The organism is Microbacterium oxydans, from assembly GCF_000956405.1.
Lineage (GTDB): Bacteria > Actinomycetota > Actinomycetes > Actinomycetales > Microbacteriaceae > Microbacterium > Microbacterium oxydans_C.
In genome coordinates, this window is the sequence record NZ_JYIV01000026.1 from 38935 (window position 1) to 56060 (window position 17126).

Annotated in this window: 20 protein-coding genes; 14 read left to right on the forward strand and 6 right to left on the reverse strand. The window is 68.7% G+C overall.

Translation table 11 applies throughout. The features are described 5' to 3' along the window. Position 1: 1 nt before the first annotated feature. The 6 genes from RN51_RS09695 (at position 2) to RN51_RS09720 (ending at position 4451) form a co-directional block, all read left to right on the forward strand. The gene (locus RN51_RS09695) at positions 2-766 is read left to right on the forward strand and encodes a DNA-3-methyladenine glycosylase (RefSeq protein ID WP_082066541.1); all 765 of its coding nucleotides are present in this window, start codon (positions 2-4) and stop codon (positions 764-766) included. Positions 767-955: 189 nt separating this feature from the next. Beyond that, positions 956-1192, forward strand: coding sequence for a 50S ribosomal protein L28 (rpmB, locus tag RN51_RS09700; protein WP_017203559.1), 237 nt, complete (start codon positions 956-958; stop codon positions 1190-1192). Beyond that, complete coding sequence (gene rpmG, locus RN51_RS09705) at positions 1192-1362, forward strand: 50S ribosomal protein L33 (protein ID WP_017203558.1); 171 nt, start codon at positions 1192-1194, stop codon at positions 1360-1362. The genes rpmB and rpmG overlap by 1 nt, the downstream gene beginning before the upstream one ends. Before the next feature lie 3 nt (positions 1363-1365). Continuing rightward, positions 1366-1671 carry a 30S ribosomal protein S14 gene (rpsN, locus tag RN51_RS09710; RefSeq protein WP_017203557.1) on the forward strand — a complete coding sequence of 102 codons (306 nt, stop codon included), beginning with the start codon at positions 1366-1368 and terminating at the stop codon, positions 1669-1671. 403 nt (positions 1672-2074) lie between these two features. Then, on the forward strand, positions 2075-2362 hold the full coding sequence (locus RN51_RS09715) for an HU family DNA-binding protein (protein ID WP_017203554.1): 288 nt from the start codon (positions 2075-2077) through the stop codon (positions 2360-2362). 88 nt (positions 2363-2450) lie between these two features. Beyond that, positions 2451-4451: a cytochrome c oxidase assembly protein gene (locus RN51_RS09720; protein ID WP_082066542.1), complete on the forward strand. Its 2001-nt coding sequence runs from the start codon at positions 2451-2453 to the stop codon at positions 4449-4451. Between the two features lie 18 nt (positions 4452-4469). Here the strand turns inward: RN51_RS09720 and RN51_RS09725 are convergent, their stop codons facing one another. Continuing rightward, positions 4470-5540, reverse strand: a complete 1071-nt coding sequence (locus RN51_RS09725; protein ID WP_045263848.1) for a hypothetical protein — start codon at positions 5538-5540, stop codon at positions 4470-4472. 113 nt (positions 5541-5653) lie between these two features. On the opposite strand from RN51_RS09725, the gene RN51_RS09730 reads away from it, so the two are divergent. After that, on the forward strand, positions 5654-7048 hold the full coding sequence (locus RN51_RS09730; RefSeq protein ID WP_045263849.1) for an ATP-dependent DNA helicase: 1395 nt from the start codon (positions 5654-5656) through the stop codon (positions 7046-7048). Positions 7049-7055: 7 nt separating this feature from the next. Here the strand turns inward: RN51_RS09730 and RN51_RS09735 are convergent, their stop codons facing one another. Together RN51_RS09735 and RN51_RS18695 are read right to left on the reverse strand one after the other, a co-directional pair. Continuing rightward, positions 7056-7703 carry a heme oxygenase (biliverdin-producing) gene (locus RN51_RS09735; protein ID WP_045263850.1) on the reverse strand — a complete coding sequence of 216 codons (648 nt, stop codon included), beginning with the start codon at positions 7701-7703 and terminating at the stop codon, positions 7056-7058. Positions 7704-7766: 63 nt separating this feature from the next. Next, positions 7767-8081, reverse strand: coding sequence for a DUF2470 domain-containing protein (locus tag RN51_RS18695; protein WP_045264028.1), 315 nt, complete (start codon positions 8079-8081; stop codon positions 7767-7769). A 96-nt stretch (positions 8082-8177) separates the two neighbouring features. Here RN51_RS18695 and RN51_RS09745 point away from each other — a divergent pair, with 96 nt between their 5' ends. From RN51_RS09745 to RN51_RS09755, 3 genes are all read left to right on the forward strand, one after another. Further along, the gene (locus tag RN51_RS09745; protein ID WP_045263851.1) at positions 8178-9476 is read left to right on the forward strand and encodes a serine hydrolase domain-containing protein; all 1299 of its coding nucleotides are present in this window, start codon (positions 8178-8180) and stop codon (positions 9474-9476) included. Positions 9477-9512: 36 nt separating this feature from the next. Continuing rightward, positions 9513-10529 carry a magnesium/cobalt transporter CorA gene (gene corA / locus RN51_RS09750; protein ID WP_045263852.1) on the forward strand — a complete coding sequence of 339 codons (1017 nt, stop codon included), beginning with the start codon at positions 9513-9515 and terminating at the stop codon, positions 10527-10529. 91 nt (positions 10530-10620) lie between these two features. Then, on the forward strand, positions 10621-11214 hold the full coding sequence (locus RN51_RS09755) for an isochorismatase family protein (RefSeq protein ID WP_045263853.1): 594 nt from the start codon (positions 10621-10623) through the stop codon (positions 11212-11214). Between the two features lie 15 nt (positions 11215-11229). Here RN51_RS09755 and RN51_RS09760 read toward each other — a convergent pair whose 3' ends face one another. Both RN51_RS09760 and RN51_RS09765 read right to left on the reverse strand, forming a co-directional pair. Further along, a complete protein-coding gene (locus RN51_RS09760) occupies positions 11230-11457 on the reverse strand; it encodes a hypothetical protein (protein WP_045263854.1) in 228 nt (75 codons plus the stop codon). Further along, the gene (locus RN51_RS09765; protein ID WP_045263855.1) at positions 11444-12829 is read right to left on the reverse strand and encodes an APC family permease; all 1386 of its coding nucleotides are present in this window, start codon (positions 12827-12829) and stop codon (positions 11444-11446) included. The genes RN51_RS09760 and RN51_RS09765 overlap by 14 nt, the downstream gene beginning before the upstream one ends. 266 nt (positions 12830-13095) lie before the next feature. Here RN51_RS09765 and RN51_RS09770 point away from each other — a divergent pair, with 266 nt between their 5' ends. Next, a complete protein-coding gene (locus tag RN51_RS09770) occupies positions 13096-13746 on the forward strand; it encodes an MIP/aquaporin family protein (protein ID WP_045263856.1) in 651 nt (216 codons plus the stop codon). Between the two features lie 77 nt (positions 13747-13823). Here RN51_RS09770 and RN51_RS09775 read toward each other — a convergent pair whose 3' ends face one another. Then, positions 13824-15020 (reverse strand): MFS transporter, encoded by a 1197-nt coding sequence (locus RN51_RS09775; protein ID WP_045263857.1) that lies wholly within the window; start codon positions 15018-15020, stop codon positions 13824-13826. A 115-nt stretch (positions 15021-15135) separates the two neighbouring features. Here RN51_RS09775 and RN51_RS09780 point away from each other — a divergent pair, with 115 nt between their 5' ends. Genes RN51_RS09780 through RN51_RS09790 form a run of 3 tightly spaced genes read left to right on the forward strand, consistent with a single transcriptional unit; the run spans position 15136 to position 17108 of the window. Next, positions 15136-15597 (forward strand): MarR family winged helix-turn-helix transcriptional regulator, encoded by a 462-nt coding sequence (locus RN51_RS09780; RefSeq protein ID WP_045263858.1) that lies wholly within the window; start codon positions 15136-15138, stop codon positions 15595-15597. 10 nt (positions 15598-15607) lie between these two features. Continuing rightward, the gene (locus tag RN51_RS09785) at positions 15608-16423 is read left to right on the forward strand and encodes a sugar nucleotide-binding protein (RefSeq protein WP_045263859.1); all 816 of its coding nucleotides are present in this window, start codon (positions 15608-15610) and stop codon (positions 16421-16423) included. A gap of 49 nt (positions 16424-16472) precedes the next feature. Continuing rightward, entirely contained in the window at positions 16473-17108 is a 636-nt protein-coding gene (locus RN51_RS09790) for a DUF1684 domain-containing protein (protein WP_045263860.1), read from the forward strand. Positions 17109-17126 lie beyond the last annotated feature (18 nt).

Here is a 17126-nt window from a genome sequence, read left to right on the forward strand (position 1 = left end):
GATGATCGGCGGTTCTGGCTCCGACTCCGTGCGCGGTTCCGAGCCGCAGGAGGCTCTGCGCCGTGCGGTTCGCACCGACCTGAGCGGCTCCGCAGTCGACGTCGCGCCGCGTCTGCTGGGCGGTGAGCTGCGCACGGTCGTCTCCACCGCGGCGGGGGCAAGCCCGGTCGAGGTGCGGCTGCGCATCACCGAGGTCGAGGCCTACCACGGGCAGGGCACGGGCGAGATCCCCGACCCCGGCTCGCACGCCCGCATGGGACGCACGGCGCGCAACTCCACCATGTGGGGCGAGCCAGGGCATCTCTACGTGTATCTGAGTCACGGCATCCACTCCTGCGTCAACGTCGTGTGCGGACCGGACGGACAGGGCGACGGTGTGCTGCTCCGCGCCGGCGAGGTCGTGAGCGGCACGGAGATCGCGGCCGTGCGCCGTGGGGTGGCCCTTCCGCTCCGGCGCCTCGCGCTGCGGGATCTCGCCCGCGGACCCGGTCGCCTCGGGCAGGCTGTGGGTCTGCGGCATCCGATGCACGACGGGATCGACGCGGTCACGGGAGACGAACAGCACGGCGCGCGGGCGGAGCTCTGGCTGGGGCCGCAACGTGACGACGTGGTGAGCGGCCCCCGGGTCGGAGTGGCCGGCATCGCAGGGACCGCGGCATTCCCCTGGCGCTTCTGGATCGACGCGGAGCCCACGGTGTCGCCGTTCCGGTGGGGGCGGGGTGCCGCGGAGGCGTCGAATCGCGCGAATGGTCCGATGCCGGGTTGACATGGCGCCAGGTGCGCGATTCGAACCGGGCTCTCGCCGTGCTAAACTGACTCTTTGTCTGCGCACACTCCTGTGCGCAGTTCGCATGCTTCCCCTTCTGCGGCCGAGAGATCGGCGGGTCGTGGTCGCGTGCAGACAAGGGATCTTGGGTGGGGCCGTCCGGCCTCACGGTATAGAAGGAGTCACATCATGGCAGCAGTGTGCCAGGTGACCGGAGCTGTTCCCGGCTTCGGACACAATGTCTCGCACTCGCACCGCCGGACGAAGCGCCGCTTCGACCCGAACGTGCAGAAGAAGACGTATTTCGTTCCCTCGCTCGGTCGTAAGATCACGCTCAACGTGTCCGCCAAGGGCATCAAGGTGATCGACGTCCGCGGCATCGAGAACGTGGTCAAGGACCTCCAGGCGAAGGGTGTGAAGCTCTAATGGCCAAGAAGGCTCAGGACGTCCGTCCGATCATCAAGCTGCGTTCGACGGCAGGTACGGGTTACACGTACGTGACGAAGAAGAACCGCCGCAACACCCCCGACCGCCTCGTGCTGAAGAAGTACGACCCGGTCATCCGTCAGCACGTCGAATTCCGAGAGGAGCGTTGATCAATGGCTAAGAAGAGCAAGATCGCTCGCAACGAGCAGCGCAAGGTCATCGTCGAGCGTTACGCCGAGCGTCGCGCCGAGCTGAAGAAGACCCTGATCGACCCGAACGCCACCGACGAGGCCCGCGAGGCCGCACGCGTCGGCCTGCAGAAGCTGCCGCGCAACGCGTCGCCGGCTCGCGTGCGTTCGCGTGACGTCATCGACGGCCGCCCCCGCGGTGTCCTCACGAAGTTCGGCATCTCGCGTGTCCGCTTCCGTGACATGGCACACCGTGGCGAGCTGCCCGGTGTCACCAAGTCGAGCTGGTAAGTCTCAGCAGACAGCCGAAAGGGGCGGGGATCTTCGGATCCTCGCCCCTTTCGCGTACCCCGGGTTCCGCGATCCCGCGCCGGCTCAGGCGGGCACGCGGCATCAGGCGAGTCGGCCACGAGGATGCCTGTTCTCGCGTGTTCGCCTGTTCTCGCGCGTCACGTACGCCGGCATTTGAGCGCACTTCCAGCGCCATGCCTGAGGCGCACCGACCCCTCTGAGTGCCCCCGAACCTGTGACTGGAGTGACAAAAGTGACGCGACACGCCCAGTAATTGCCCAAAACCCGCGAAATGACGCGGAAATGAGGGTGGTGGTTGGTACATTCAAGGCGGTCGACAGACCAGGAGCATCCGCTCCGACACCCCACAACGATGCGACGGTCTTCGTCGCTGGAGGATGACATGGCTGACAAGTCCATCACCAAGACCGAGCTCGTCGCGAGCATCGCTTCCGCCACCGGCCAGAGCCAGGCCACCGTCTCCGGTGTCCTCGACTCGCTGTTCGCCACGGTCTCCGACGCTGTCGCCAAGGGCAGCAAGGTCTCCATCCCGGGCTGGATCTCCTTCGAGCAGGTCGACACCGCTGCTCGCACGGGCCGCAACCCGCAGACCGGTGCCGAGATCAAGATCCCGGCCGGCAAGCGCGTCAAGGTGACCGCTGGTTCCAAGCTCAAGGCTGCCGTCAAGTAATTCGACCGCACCTCTTCGAAGGCCGTTCCCGTTTCGACGGGAGCGGCCTTCGTGCTTTCTCATCGCCGGGCGCGCCTAGGCTGGAGGGGTGAGTTCCCGCAGCGAGTCGACGAGTCGGATTTCGGCGTATCGCGTCTTCGGCGTCGCCATCCTCCTCGTCGCCGCCCTCGTCGCCCTGGTGCTGGCTCTCCTCGTGGGCGGTGGGGCCAAGCCGCCCCTGCTGCAGGACCCCGGCCCCTTCGTCCTCTGGGGCACGCCCGTGGCCAAGCTCGTCATGAACGTCTCCGGGGCGGTCATGCTCGGCTCGCTCGTGCTCGCACTCTTCGGTCTGCGAGCGGGGGAGCGGTCCTTCGATGCGGCGCTGAACATCGCCTCGGTCGGTGCCGCCGTGTTCACGGTCTCCGCGGGCCTCGCCGGGTTCCTGGCCTTCATGGCAGCCTTCAACCCGAAGCTCAGCATCGAGCGCGAATTCGGATCGCAGCTGGGCCGCTTCCTGCTGGAGCTCCCACTGGGCCAGTCCTGGCTCATCACCACCATCTTCGGTGCCATCATCACGGTGCTGGCTTTCGCCTGGCGATCGTGGACGCCCACGCTCATCACTGCGCTGCTCGCCGCCACATCGTTCCTGCCGCTCGCGACGCAGGGTCACGCCGGCGACCTCGCCGGGCACAACATGGCGGTCAACTCGATCCTGCTGCACACGATCGGCGCCGCCGTCTGGCTCGGCGGCCTCCTGCTGCTCGTGCTGCTGCGCGGGCGTGCGGATGTCGACACCGCGCGTCTCGTCGGGCGCTACTCCTCGCTGGCGATCGCCGCCTTCGCCGTGGTGGCGTTCTCGGGTGTCACTCGGTCGATCGTGGCGGTCGGGAGCTGGGAGGCCCTGTGGGCGACTCCCTACGGCTGGATCGTGCTCGCCAAGATCGCTCTCCTCGGGGGCATGGGTCTGCTGGGCGCCTGGTATCGCGCTCGCCTCATCCCCAAGCTGGCCGGAGCGCGCGCGGCGGGCTGGTTCTGGCTCCTGGTGCTGTGCGAGGTCGCGCTGATGGGTCTCGCATCGGGTGCGGCAGCCGCCCTCGCGCGCACGCCTCCGCCCACCGGTGAGGTCGCGGCGTTCGCCCAGACCCCTGCTCAGATCCTCACCGGATCGACGCTGCCCCCGGAGCTGACGCTGGAGCGCTGGTTCACCGCCTGGGACTTCGATGTGCTCTGGCTCGTCGCTGCGGGCTTCGGCCTGTTCCTGTACCTCGCCGGAGTCCGCCGCCTGCGTCTGCGCGGCGACCGCTGGCCGATCCACCGCACCGTGTTCTGGGTGCTCGGCATGCTGATGCTCATCTGGGTGACCAGCGGGCCGCTCAACGCGTACCAGGAGTACCTGTTCAGCATCCACATGATGGGCCACATGATGCTGTCGATGGCCATCCCGCTGCTGATGGTCTCCGGCGCTCCGATCACCCTCGCGCTCCGCGCGATCCACAAGCGCGACGACGGCACGCGCGGCGGCCGCGAATGGATCATGTGGGCCGTGCACTCTCCGTTCGCCCGCGTCGTGACGCATCCGTTCGTCGCCGCCGCGATCTTCATCGTGTCGCTGTGGGCCTTCTACTTCACCGACCTGGTGCGCTGGTCGATGTACGAGCACCTCGGTCACGAGTGGATGGTCATCCACTTCCTGATCTCGGGCTACCTGTTCGTGATGAGCCTGATCGGCGCCGATCCCGTGCCGTACCGTCTGCCCTACCCCGGCCGTCTGATCACCCTGATCGCCGTGATGGCGATGCACGCGTTCTTCGGCATCGCGATCATGATGCAGGAGGGGCTCATGGTCGCCGACTGGTTCGGCTCGATGGGACGCGACTGGGGCGCCGACCCGCTGACGGACCAGTACGTGGGGGGCGGCATCGCATGGTCGATCGGCGAGATCCCCACGCTGATCCTCGCGATCACGGTCGCGATCCAATGGAGCCGCAGCGACACGAAGCTGCAGAAGCGCCGCGACCGGCATGCCGACCGCACCGGCGATGCGGAGCTCGAGGAGTACAACGCCAAGCTGGCGGCCCTCGCCGAGCGCGACAGCCGCGAGGCGCGCTGAGACTGAAGCGAGGTCGAGTCAGTCGACCGGGGGCTCGCTGGGGGATCCGACCCGGATCGACGCCGTGCCGTCCTGCAGGATCGTGATCGTCCCGTTGAGCTGGAAGGGCACGTCTTCGGACAGCGGCTGGGTCCTGCCGTCGAACAGCGATTTGATGTCGACATCGACATGGGCGACCGCGTCGGTCGTCGGAATCTGCCACTGGCCGCCGTCGGGGGCGACCGTGACGCGGGGCTGGGTCGCGATCGACCACTTCGGGGCGGATGCGAGGCGATTCGTGACCCGCAGGCCGAACGGGCAGGCCGTCGGCTGGAGCACCTCCTGCGTCGTGCACTCGGCGAGGAAGGACTCGACGCGCTCCTGGACCACGTCGATGAACGCCTCGGTGGGCTCGGTCTGCACATCGAGCGGCGTGATGGCGAGCGGGGTGTCGGCGAGCACCCCGTGGCCGGAGGCGGTCGCGATCGGGGTGTCCACCGTCACCGCGTACAGTCCGGGCGTGAACACGAGCAGCGGCAGCGGGTCGAGCGGCGCCGCCTCCACGCCGTCGATCGAGACCTGACGCCTGTCGACCGCGAAGCCGTTCACGGCGAACTGGTCGGCGCCACGCAGCGTCAGATCGACCACGGCCAGCGGGCTGGTGGTGAAGCGCCAGTTCGGGGTGACGCCCGCCCACCCGTCCTGCTCGACGAGGAACGTGCTGGTTCCCGGATGGCCGCTCGCCTGATAGCTGACGGTGACGGCCGTGCCGGTTTCCGCCGGCTCCTCGGAGGTGACCTTCACATCGGTCAGCGGGGCGAGCGCGGCGTGGCGGAGCATCGCCTCGGACGCGGCGGGATCGATGCCTGCCGCGTCGAGGGTCTCACGGTCGACCGCGACTCCCGGCACACGCAGCGCATCGGCGGCTCGGCCGGAGGAGAGCAGGTCGAGGTAGCGGACCACGAACGCCGACGGTCCGTAGAACTGCTGGTAGAGGGTGACGCCACCCGCCCCGAGTGCGGCGACGAGCACCAGGCCGACGACGGCGAGCATCGCCAGATCGACCCCCAGGCGCGCGCGCCGGGGCGCGCTCGCACGTGCCCGGTCCATGGCGTCAGTCTAGGAGGGCGTCCTGGGGGGACGCCGAGCGTCGGGGGCCGTGTGCGGACGCCGGGACGTAGCATGGACGAGCGCCCTGTCCGTCCGCTGCCCCTGTGAGAACCGTGTCCCTTCCCGCCCTGTCCGAGGAGCAGCAAGAGCTGTTCCGGCTCATCGAGGACACCGGCGAACACGTCTTCATCACCGGGCGCGCCGGGACGGGCAAGTCGACCCTCCTGCAGCACTTCGCCTGGAACACGGAGAAGCAGATCGCCATCTGCGCGCCGACGGGCGTCGCAGCGCTCAACGTGGAGGGACAGACGATCCATTCGCTGTTCCGGCTGCCGATCGGCCTGATCGGCGACGCGGACATCGACCAGAACGATGCGACGCGCCGCATCCTGAACGCGATCGAGACGCTCGTGATCGACGAGATCTCCATGGTCAACGCGGATCTCATGGACGCGATCGACCGCTCGTTGCGTCAGGCACGGGGCCGCAGGGGTGAGCCCTTCGGTGGCGTTCAGGTGGTCATGTTCGGCGACCCGTACCAGCTCGCCCCCGTGCCGCCCCGCGGCGATGAGGCCCGCTACGTGCAGGACCACTACCGCTCGTTCTGGTTCTTCGACGCGAAGGTATGGGCGGGTGGCGGCGGTGGCACCGGAGAGTCCGATCAAGACGGACTGTTCGCGGTCGACTCACGCGCCGAGCTGCACGTGCGCGAGCTCGTGCAGATCCATCGCCAGTCCGACGACGGCTTCAAGGCGATGCTGAATGCCGTCCGCTACGGGCGGGTCACCGCCGAGATCGCCGGGGTGCTCAACACCCAGGGTGCGCGGACGCCGCCCGACCCGGAGCCGGGCGAGGTGCCGATGATCACCCTTGCCACGCGCAACGACATCGTGAACAGCATCAACAGCCGCCACCTCGCCGCGCTCCCGGGCAAGGAGCAGACGGCTCGTGCCGAGGTGAGCGGCGACTTCGGCAGGGGCGAGGCCGCGCTCCCCGCCGAGTCGGAGCTGAAGCTCAAGGTCGGGGCGCAGGTCATGTTCCTGCGCAACGACACCGCGATGTCGGGAGAGCCGCCGCGCTGGGTCAACGGCACGATCGGAACGGTGGTGCGCATCCTCGGCAGCGCCGTGCGGGTCGACATCGACGGCGAGGAGGTCGATGTGGAGCCCGCCGTGTGGGAACGGTTCCGCTACGCGTACGACCAGAACACCAAGAAGCTCACCCGCGACGTGGTGGCCGAGTTCACGCAGTTCCCCCTGCGGCTGGCGTGGGCGGTCACGATCCACAAGTCGCAGGGCAAGACCTATGAGCGCGCGATCATCGACCTCGGCTCCGGAGCGTTCGCGCCGGGACAGACCTACGTGGCCCTCAGCCGGCTGACGTCGCTCGACGGGCTCTACCTGTCGCGGCCGCTTCGTCCACGCGACATCCGCGTGGACGAAGACGTGCGTCGGTTCATGCGCGATGCCTGGCTCGCGGCGTCGACCCCCGAGCTGCCGAAGAGCTGAGCTCGAGTCAGGCCGCGGCGCGTGCGCGGTCGAGGTCTTCGAACAGCTCGGTGTTGAAACGGTAGGCGAGCAGCACCTCGTCGATCACGCGCTCGCGCTCGGCGTCGTCCCAGGGAGCGGCGTCGAGCTGCTCGCGGTACACGTCCTTGAACGCGCCGGGGTCGGCGATGTCGTCGAACAGGTAGAAGCCGATGCCGTTGGTCTCGAAGCCGAAGCGGCGAGCCATCACGCGTCCGATGAAGATCCCGCCGGACAGGTCGCCGAGGTAGCGGGTGTAGTGATGCGCGACGAAGCCGCCCGCCCAGGTGGCACCGACCTGATTGATGCGGTCGACGTAGCGCTGCGTCGTCGGCAGGGCCACGATCCGCTCTCGCCACTCGGCGCCGAGCAGGAACTCGAGGTCGGCCTCGAGGGCAGGGAGGCGGGTGAGCTTGTCGGTGATGAAGACGGACGCCACGGGGTCCTGGCGCATGCGGTCGCCTGCACCTTCCAGCGCTTCGTAGATGAAGTAGTGCTGTGCGACGAGCGAGATGTAGTCCTCGCGAGACCCTTCGCCCTTCAGGAGGTCGGACATGAAGCCGGCGGTCTCGCTGCGGGAGTGCGATCCGGACGAACGCTCGCGCAGGGCGGCGGAGAAGGAGAGGATCTCGGGCATGAGGCAAGTGTAAGGCTTGCCTTACCTCAATGGGAAGTCGGAGTCGTCAGGTGCGCGGAGTCGTCAGGCGTGCGGACGCGGCTCGACGCCGAGGCGTGCGCACGCGGCGTCGTAGAGCGCCACGACTTCACGGCGCACGGACGGGCGGTCGGCGATCGGACCGCCGGGCCACGCCACGCGCAACTCGGTCACAGCACCATCGCGGGTGATGTCCCAGGTCCCGGCCTCGCCGTCGAATCCGGTCATGACGGAGTCGGTGATGTCCGCATCCGAGGTGTCGGCGAAAGCACGCGCGATGAGCATGTTGTCGTCGGTGTGGTCGCTGTTCATGTGGTGGAGGACCGCGGCGATCACGTCGGGCTCGAAGGTGTGGGGCACGATCACCACCCTATGTCGACCTCCGACCCCGTCGCGGGGCCGACTTTCAGCATCGGCGTTCTAGACTCGGGAGACACGTCTTCGGGGGTCCTATCCATGCAGCTTCTCTCGTCGCGCCGGTGGCGCGCCGCAACGGCGACGGCGGCCGTGCTCGCCCTCGTCCTCACCGGATGCTCTTCCGAGGAATCGTTCTCCTACACGCCACCCGCTCAGGTGGACGGCTCGCTTCCCGACGACACCGTCGCCGCGATGCAGGCGGCGGTCGACAACGCGCTCGTCTCGTCCGGTGCGACCGCCGCCATCGTCGGCGTCTGGGCGCCGTGGAGCGGCAGCTGGGTGGCGGCGAGCGGCGCGCAAACCCGCGAGGGCGGTGCGAAGGTGTCGACCGACATGTCCTTCCGGATCGCGGACGTGACGCGTCTGATGACCTGCGACGTGCTCTACGCCCTCGCCGACCGCAACGTGGTCGAACTCGACGCGAACGTGGCTGACTATGTGTCTGGCGTCGCCGACATGAAGGACGAGGGCATCACCCTCCTCGATCTGTGCAACGGCACGAGCGGGGCCGGATCGTCCGAGGGAACCGTCAAGTCGGCCTGGCTGAACACCCCGGATCGGGTGTGGTCGCCGCTCGAGTTGGCCGGTTTCGGTCTGGCGCGTGAGCGCGTCGCACCGCACACCACCTACCGCGATTCGGACGCCGGCTACCTGCTGCTCGGTCTGGCCCTCGAACGCGCCTCGGGCATGAGCGCCTCCGAGCTGATCGCCGAGTACGTCACCGAGCCGCTCGGGCTCTCGGAGACCTCGCTGCCGAGCCCGGCACCTGCGAAGCCGGGAACCGACGCGGCACTGAACGGCCACTACCTCAATCCGGTCGAGGGTGGGTACGACTGCGCCGCGCCCGTCGACATCACCACGCTGTCGTCCAGCACGGGCTTCACGGATTCGGGCGTCGTGTCGACGATCACCGATCTCGGCCGCTACGCGCAGGCCGAAGCGGCGCAGGTGCTGCGCGGGGACAAGAAGGACAAGCCGAACCGCTTCGGCGCCCCGCTCCCGGGTGCCGACGGCGCAGCGTCCTGGTACCAGGCCACCGGTGGTGCCTATCTCGTCGGATCGATGATCGGTCAGCACGGGTGGACCCCCGGATACGCCACCGCCGCATACTCCGACCCGACGACCGGTTTCACCGTTGCCGTCGTGCTCAACGATTCGACGGCAGGGGCCCAGTTCGCCCAGCATCTCTCGTGGGAGCTCGCCGCCATCGCCTCGAAGGCGCCGGCCGCCGCGGGTCAGACGGCACCGGAGTTCGGTCTTCCCTTCACGGCGGAGCAGTATCACCAGGCCATCACGGACGCCGCGATCCCCTGTGTGGCTCCTCCCGCCGCGGAGTGATCCGGGTCTGAGCAGCAGGCACAGGAGGGCGCGACCATGGCGATCATCGACAACGCGATCTACGTGGATGGCGTCCGCACCGAGAATCCGGTGACGCTCAGCGAGACCTTCGAGCGCATGCGCGAGCGGGGCGGAATGGGCTGGATCGGCCTCTACCGACCGAGCGAAGAGGAGATCCGCGAGGTCGCCGACGAGTTCGGCATCCACGCGCTCGTGGTGGAGGACGCGCTATCCGGGCATCAGCGCGCCAAGCTCGAGCGATATGGCGACGTGCTGTTCATGGTGCTGAGACCTGCCCGCTATCTCGACGACGTCGAGGAAGTCGAGTTCGGCGAAGTCCACGTGCTCGTCGGCCCGGACTTCGTCGTGACGATCCGGCACGCGGAAGCGCCCGACCTCGGGCGCGTCCGGCGACGCCTCGAAGCCGACCCCGCCCTGCTCACCCACGGTCCGGAGGCCGTGCTGTACGCGATCCTCGACGAGGTCGTCGACGAGTACACGCCCGTCCTCGCCGGACTCGAGAACGACATCGACGAGATCGAGAGTCAGCTCTTCGAGGAGGACACCGACGCCACGCAGCGCATCTACGACCTGGGCCGGGAGGTCATCGACTTCCAGCGCGCCACACAGCCGCTGGCGGGGATGCTGGAGGCACTGCTGAGAGGGTCCGACAAGTACGAGGTGGGCGAGGAGCTGCGCCGCTACCTTCGCGACGTGCTGGATCACACCCTGCGTGTGAGTGACCGTGCGACCACGTTCCGCACCGTGCTCGACAACGCGCTCACCGTCGAGTCGACCATCGTCGCTCGTCGCCAGAACGAGGAGATGCGGCGGATGACGGAGCTGAGCATCCGTCAGAACGACGAGGTCAAGAAGATCTCGGGATGGGCGGCGATCCTGTTCGCCCCGACGCTCGTCGGCACGATCTACGGCATGAACTTCGATCACATGCCCGAGTTGCACTGGCTGCTCGGGTACCCCATGGCGATCGCGATGATGATCGCGCTGGGCTTCGGCTTGTACGCCGCTTTCAAACGCAAGGGCTGGCTCTAGGCGCCGTCGCTGGCCGGAGCTGTCCGGATTCGTGTGCTCGGCGGCTGTTCCGCATCTTGCTGCGGGACGCACCACCGGCGACGATGAGCGGATGAACGCTCACTCCGACACCGCCCTGCTCGTGATCGATGCGCAGGAGTCTTTCCGGCAGCGTGCAGACGACTGGGCGAGCACCGCCAATCCCGCCGTGCTCGAGAACATCGCGCTCCTCGTGGCGCATGCGCGTCAGGTCGGCGACGAGGTCGTCTGGATCACCCACGCCGAGCCGGGCTCCGGTGGCGTGTTCGACCCGGCCAACGGATTCGTGCGGGTGATCGACGTCCTTGCGCCTCTCGAGTCGGAACAGGCCGTCACGAAGACCACCGTCAACGCCTTCGGCTCGACCGACCTCGAGGAGAGGCTGCGCCGCGGCGGCATCCGTCGTCTCGTGGTGTGCGGCATCCGCACAGAGCAGTGCTGCGAGACGACGACTCGGGTGGCCGCCGACCTCGGGTTCGAGATCGAGTTCGTCACGGACGCCACCACGACGTCGTCGATTCCGGCGGCGGGTGCTCTGGCGGCGGTGTCAGGGGAGGACATCATGCGGCGGACGGAGAGCATCCTCGCCGCCCGCGGGTTCGCGACGATCAGGAGCGCTCGGGAACGGGCGGGCGCACCCACGGAGGGCGCTCCCACGCTGCGGTGACCCCGCTCAGCGGAATCAGTCCTCGGGGTCGGCTTCCGGGTCGGCCTCGGGCATGCCGGGTCCCGGACCAGGACGCACCGCCGCCTCGGGGGCGATGTCGATGCGGGTGTTGCCGTCGTGCTCGGTGACCTCGATACGCGGGGCGGCGTCGGCCTCGGTGGCGTCGGGCGCGGTGGTCAGCTGATCGTGGCGCTTCTCCGCGCTTGTCATCTCGTCGTGCGACGTGTGCTCAGGCGTGCTCATGGTTCTCCTTCTGGTCGCCGGCGGGCTCTCCGCCGGAGGGGGTGTTCTTCCTGTCCGCATGCTTTCTGCCCCAGCGCGCCAGGGCGTAGAGCACGCCGCCGACCGCGAGCAGGATCGCTCCGAAGAGCCAGACGGCTGGTCGCTGCTGGGTGAGCAGCAGGATGCAGGAGCCGATGCCGAGCACGGGGACGAAGGTCCAGACGCGGAAGTGATCGTTCTCGACGCGGTCGCGACGCAGCACCAGCACGGACACGTTGACGCTGAGGAAGACGACGAGGAGCAGCAGCACCACGGTCTCGGCGAGCGTGGCCAGATCGCCGACGAGTGTCAGACCCATCGCGACGAGGGTGGTGGTGAGGATCGCGACCCATGGGGTCTTGCGTTTCGGCAGCACGCGTCCGAGGGTGGCGGGCAGCAGCCCCTGCTCCGCCATCCCGTAGGTGAGGCGGCTGACCATGATCATCGTGAGCAGCGCGCCGTTGGCCACGGCGACGAGCGCGATCAGGCTGAACAGCCACGATGGGATGCCCGCTCCCGTCGCCTCGACCACGGCCAGCAGCGGGCCGCTCGACTCCTGCAGCTCGGTGGGCGGCAGGGCGATCGAACTCGCGAGACCCACCAGGATGTAGACGGCTCCGGCCGTGATGAGGGCTCCGAACAGGGCGCGGGGATACGTGCGGCGCGGGTTCTTCACCTCTTCGATCATGTTGGCGGAGGTCTCGAACCCCACGAAGGAGTAGTAGGCGATGACCGCTCCGGAGAGCACGGCGATCGCGACGCCGGTCCCCTCAGGGCCCTCGGCGACGCGGGAGGCATCGCCGCCGCCGCCGAAGAAGAAGACCGCCACAACGGCGATCACGATCACCAGGCCGCTGAGCTCGATCGCGGTCATCACGAGGTTGGCGCCCAGCGACTCGCGGATTCCGCGGGCGTTGAGGAGGCCGACGAGTGCGAGGAAGGCGATCGCGACCGGGATGGTGGGCAGATCCAGGAAGGTGTCGAGGTAGTCGCCGGCGAACGCGATGGCGAGTCCGGCTGCGCTGGTCACGCCCGCCGCGAGCATGCTGAACCCGACGAGGAATGACACGAGCGGACTGTGGAACGCGCGCTCCGCGAAGACCGCCGCTCCTCCCGCCCGAGGGTACTTGGTCACGAGCTCGGCGTACGATCCCGCCGTGAGCATCGCCAGCAGCAGCGCGAGCAGCAGCGGAGCCCACAGCATCCCGCCGACCTTCTCGGAGAGCACGCCCATCAGCGCGTAGATGCCCGCCCCCAGCACGTCGCCGAGGATGAACGCGAACAGGAGGGGACCCGTGATCGCTCTCCGCAGGCGGGTCGGGGTCTCGGCGTGCGGCGCCGTCTCGGTGGTCATGTCAGCACGCTAGGGGGCCGCGCGCCGGTGGGCGACGGGGTTGACACAGCTGCGCCGAAGCCGGACATGGGCGAGCGATCTCGGGGCTCCATCCCACGTTCAGCGGATTCACAGAAAGTCCGCGCGGCTCCCGTGTTCCCGGGCGATGCGGCGATATCCTCGGTGCCGCACGAGGGGCGGGCCGGCCGGATGCGCGGTCGCGCCGGGTCTCCTCGCTCTCCATCCCCCACGACTCTCTCGAAACTCCCAAGACAAAGGGTTCTCTCATGACCGGTACCGCACGCAAGGCGCTCGCAGAAGCGATCGCGACCTTCCTCTTCGTCCTCGCGATCATCGCGGCAGTGAACAGCGACAGTCCGCTGACCCCGCTCGCGATCGGCTTCACCCTGATGGTGCTCGTGTTCTCGACCGGCCACATCTCGGGTGCTCACCTCAACCCGGCCGTCTCGGTCGGTGTGTTCCTGCGCGGCGGACTCAGCGTGGTCGACTTCGTCAGCTACCTCATCGCCCAGTTCGTCGGTGGCGCGGTCGCCGCGCTCGTCAGCATGTCGGTGTGGCCGGCAGGCGAGAAGGCCATGGTCATCGAGGTCGGCCCGGCGTTCCTGGTCGAGGCCCTCTTCACGCTGATCCTGGTGTGGGTCGTGCTCAACACCGCCACGTCGAAGGACACCGCCGGCAACTCGTTCTACGGCCTCGCGATCGGTGCGACCGTGTTCGTGGGTGCGGCGACCGTCGGATCGATCTCGGGCGGTGGCTTCAACCCGGCCGTCGCGCTCGGCCTCTCGGTGAGCGGTCACTTCGCGTGGAGCTCGCTGTGGCTCTACATCGTCGCCCCGGTCGTCGGCGCCGTGATCGCCGCCCTCCTGTTCCGCGTGCTCAACACCGACGACGCCAAGAAGATCGCCGCCGCGGAGTAACCCACCGCTGCTCGCACGAAGCGCCGCACCCTCTCCGGGGTGCGGCGCTTCTGCGTGTGGACGGCACCCGGCGCGGGTCAGCCGACGGGCACGGACGCCGTCGAGCCGAGGGTCGCCTCGCGCGCCTCGACTCCCCGCGCACGCGCGGCGGCGACGACCATCACGATCAGTGCGACGGCGGTGAGGATCGCGCCCAGCCAGATCGGCGAGGTGTAGCCGAGGCCTGCGGAGATGCCGATGCCGCCCGCCCACGCGCCGAGCGCATTGCCGACGTTGAACGCTCCGATGTTGGCTCCGGAGGCGAGTGTCGGGGCGCCTCCGGCGTACTTCATGACTCGGCTCTGCAGCCCGGGGACGGTGCCGAATCCGAAGCCTCCCATCAGGAATAGCGAGATGACCGTCGCGACGCTCGACTGCGCCGTCACGGAGAACACGGCGAGCACGACGACGAGAGCGGCGATGAAGATCAGGAGCGTGCGGTCGATCGCGCGGTCGGCGAGGCGTCCGCCCAGCCAGTTGCCGAGCACGAGCCCCGCGCCGAACAGCACGAGCAGCCATGGCACCGCGGAGGCCGCGAATCCGCTCACCTCGGTCAGCGTGTAGGCGATGTAGGTGAAGGCACCGAACATCCCGCCGAACGCGAGGATCGTGACGACGAGCGAGAACCAGACCTGCCCGGAGCGGAATGCGGCGAGTTCGCTGCGGAGACTGACCTGTTCCGTCGGGCGGGGGAGGCGCGGCACGAGCAGGGCGATGCCGACGAAGGCCAGCACGCCGATGCCTGAGATCGCCCAGAAGGTCGAGCGCCAGCCCAGCTCCTGGCCGAGGAAGGTGCCGAACGGCACGCCGAAGACGTTCGCGGCGGTGAGGCCGGTGAACATGATCGCGATCGCACCGGCCTTCTTCTCCGGGGCGACGAGGCCCGCGGCGACGACCGAGCCGATGCCGAAGAAGGCGCCGTGGCAGAGGGCGGCGACGATCCGGCCGACCATCGCCGTGCTGTAGTCGTCCGCGAGGGCGGTGAGCACGTTGCCGATGATGAAGAGCACGATCAGGCCGAGGAGCACCGGCTTTCTGGGCAGCCGGGTCGCGGCGGCGGTGAGCACGAGCGCGCCCACGACCACGGCGAGCGCGTAGCCGGAGATGAGCCAGCCGGCGGCGGACTCGGTGACCCCGAAGTCTCGGGCGACGTCGGGGAGCAGGCCCATGATGACGAACTCGGTGAGTCCGATGCCGAACGCCCCGATGGCGAGGGCGATCAGTCCTAGAGGCATGACGGTTCTCCTGGTAGATTGGAGGGAATGTTTGCAGACGCGGCATATTGCGTGTCGAAGGACAATGATTGCACACGCAAGTATCCAGCGCAAGCAACTATCACGGAGGGTGGCCATGGGAATCGGTGACGACGCCGTCGAGGTGCGCGCGCAGGGGTGGCGGACGCTCGCCGCGCTGCACGGACTGATCGAGACCGCTCTGGAGCGCCGCCTGGGCGAGACCGTCGAGCTCTCCGTGGTCGAGTACACCGTGCTCGATGCCCTCGATCGCCAGGACGGGTGGCACATGCGCATGCAGCAGCTCGCCCGTGCGGCAGCGCTGAGTCCCAGTGCCACCACGCGGCTGGTGAACCGCTTGGAGGATCGAGGCCTCCTCACGCGCATCCTCTGTGCCGACGACCGGCGCGGCATCTACACCGAGCTCACCCCGGCCGGCCGTGAGCTCTACGAACGCGCGCATCCCATCCACGACGCGGCGCTCGAGCAGGTGCTGGAAGAAGCCGCGTCGCAGCCTGAGCTCGCTCCCGTGGTCGATGCGCTGCACGGCGTCGCGCTGCCCGTGCTGACAGCCGGCTGAGCGGATCTCCGTGAGCACTCCCGATCCGTCCTCCGGCCGCACCCTCCTGGTCGGTTACGGCAAGCTCGCCACCCGACTCGCACCGCTGCTCCTCGCCCGCGGTGAGGAGGTGATCGCGCTCCGACGTACCGAGGGGGCGCTTCCCGACGGGGTCGAGGGCATCACCGCCGACCTGGCGCACCCGTTGCCGACCTCCCTCGAGCGGGTGGACGCCGTGCTCGTCACGCTGCCGCCCGGCGAGACCGAGACCTTCTACCGCACTGCGCTGGGGCACCTCGCGCGTGCCTTGCCGGAACCTCCCGCTCGCACTGTCTTCGTGTCCTCGACGGGCGTGTTCGAAGGGGCCGATCCCGAGCATCGCCTCACGGAGCAGGACGAGCCGGCCCCGACGACACCGCGATCGCGCGGACTCGTCGACGGCGAGAGGGCCGCGGTGGAGCTCTTCGACGCCGTCGTCGTGCGCCCGGCCGGCATCTACGGGCCGGGGCGGGAATTCCTGCTGCGGAAGGTGCGTGAGGGCGCGGCCGTGGATCATTCCCGTCGCACGAACCGCATCCACGAGAGCGACCTCGTGCGCGCTCTCGACCTGCTGCTGCGGATGGACGACCCGCCTCGCGTGCTGCATGCCGTCGACCAGGGCCCCGCTCCACTCGGAGACGTCGTGCGGTTCCTCGCCGCACGGCTGAACACCGAAGTGCCGCCGGATTCCGGACCGGCCGGACCGCGTGGAGTCGTCTACGACGGTGCCCTGCTGTGCTCTCTCCTCGGTGGCCTCGAACACCCGACGTACGAGTCGGGCTATGCGCAGATGGTCGAAACCGCTTGACGGGGCGCCGCACCCACCGGATCTCGTCGACGGCGTCTAGCCTGAGGGCATGACCAGCGCCCCTGCACGCACCGCGCTCGAGGTCGCCGACTGGCGACGTCGGGTGTTCGCCCTGTACGACGCCGTGCGCCGTGCCGACTCCGCGGAGGAAGCACACGAGCTCTGGCGGATCGAGCGTGACGACCTGATGCTCCGCCACCCGGCGACGCCCCTTCTGCCCGAGGACCGAGCGCTGTTCGAGGGGCTGCCGATCGCCTCGTACGATCCGCAGTGGCGATTCGAGCTGCCGATCCTCCCCGCCGACCCCGGTGGGTTCGACTTCGCGACCGGCACCGACGGCATCGTGCCCTTCGAGCGCATTGGGCGTGTGGAGGTGCCTGCTGCGGGAACACTGGATGTCTGGCGGCTGACCACGTACGGCGGCGGGATCTTCATCCCCGTGCGGGATGCGCTGGCCGGCCGACCCGGGGGAACCTACGGCGGCGGGCGGTATCTCCTCGACACGATCAAGGGCGCCGATCTCGGATCCGACGCGGAGCGCGGCACGATCGTGCTCGACTTCAACTTCGCCTACAACCCCTCCTGCGCCTACGACCCGGCCTGGGCGTGCCCGCTCGCGCAGCCGGGCAACGTGCTCTCCGTTCCGGTCCCCGTCGGCGAGATGCACGGCGGCACCGGCGACTGAGAGCCCCCTCCTGCGGGT

Bases quoted from the DNA above. Each gene is read 5' to 3' on its own strand.
- RN51_RS09695 (WP_082066541.1), top strand. From the start codon at position 2: ATGATCGGCGGTTCTGGCTCCGACTCCGTGCGCGGTTCCGAGCCGCAG.
- rpmB (WP_017203559.1), top strand. From the start codon at position 956: ATGGCAGCAGTGTGCCAGGTGACCGGAGCTGTTCCCGGCTTCGGACAC.
- rpmG (WP_017203558.1), top strand. From the start codon at position 1,192: ATGGCCAAGAAGGCTCAGGACGTCCGTCCGATCATCAAGCTGCGTTCG.
- rpsN (WP_017203557.1), top strand. From the start codon at position 1,366: ATGGCTAAGAAGAGCAAGATCGCTCGCAACGAGCAGCGCAAGGTCATC.
- RN51_RS09715 (WP_017203554.1), top strand. From the start codon at position 2,075: ATGGCTGACAAGTCCATCACCAAGACCGAGCTCGTCGCGAGCATCGCT.
- RN51_RS09725 (WP_045263848.1), bottom strand. From the start codon at position 5,540: ATGGACCGGGCACGTGCGAGCGCGCCCCGGCGCGCGCGCCTGGGGGTC.
- RN51_RS09735 (WP_045263850.1), bottom strand. From the start codon at position 7,703: ATGCCCGAGATCCTCTCCTTCTCCGCCGCCCTGCGCGAGCGTTCGTCC.
- RN51_RS09745 (WP_045263851.1), top strand. From the start codon at position 8,178: ATGCAGCTTCTCTCGTCGCGCCGGTGGCGCGCCGCAACGGCGACGGCG.
- corA (WP_045263852.1), top strand. From the start codon at position 9,513: ATGGCGATCATCGACAACGCGATCTACGTGGATGGCGTCCGCACCGAG.
- RN51_RS09755 (WP_045263853.1), top strand. From the start codon at position 10,621: ATGAACGCTCACTCCGACACCGCCCTGCTCGTGATCGATGCGCAGGAG.
- RN51_RS09760 (WP_045263854.1), bottom strand. From the start codon at position 11,457: ATGAGCACGCCTGAGCACACGTCGCACGACGAGATGACAAGCGCGGAG.
- RN51_RS09765 (WP_045263855.1), bottom strand. From the start codon at position 12,829: ATGACCACCGAGACGGCGCCGCACGCCGAGACCCCGACCCGCCTGCGG.
- RN51_RS09770 (WP_045263856.1), top strand. From the start codon at position 13,096: ATGACCGGTACCGCACGCAAGGCGCTCGCAGAAGCGATCGCGACCTTC.
- RN51_RS09775 (WP_045263857.1), bottom strand. From the start codon at position 15,020: ATGCCTCTAGGACTGATCGCCCTCGCCATCGGGGCGTTCGGCATCGGA.
- RN51_RS09780 (WP_045263858.1), top strand. From the start codon at position 15,136: ATGGGAATCGGTGACGACGCCGTCGAGGTGCGCGCGCAGGGGTGGCGG.
- RN51_RS09790 (WP_045263860.1), top strand. From the start codon at position 16,473: ATGACCAGCGCCCCTGCACGCACCGCGCTCGAGGTCGCCGACTGGCGA.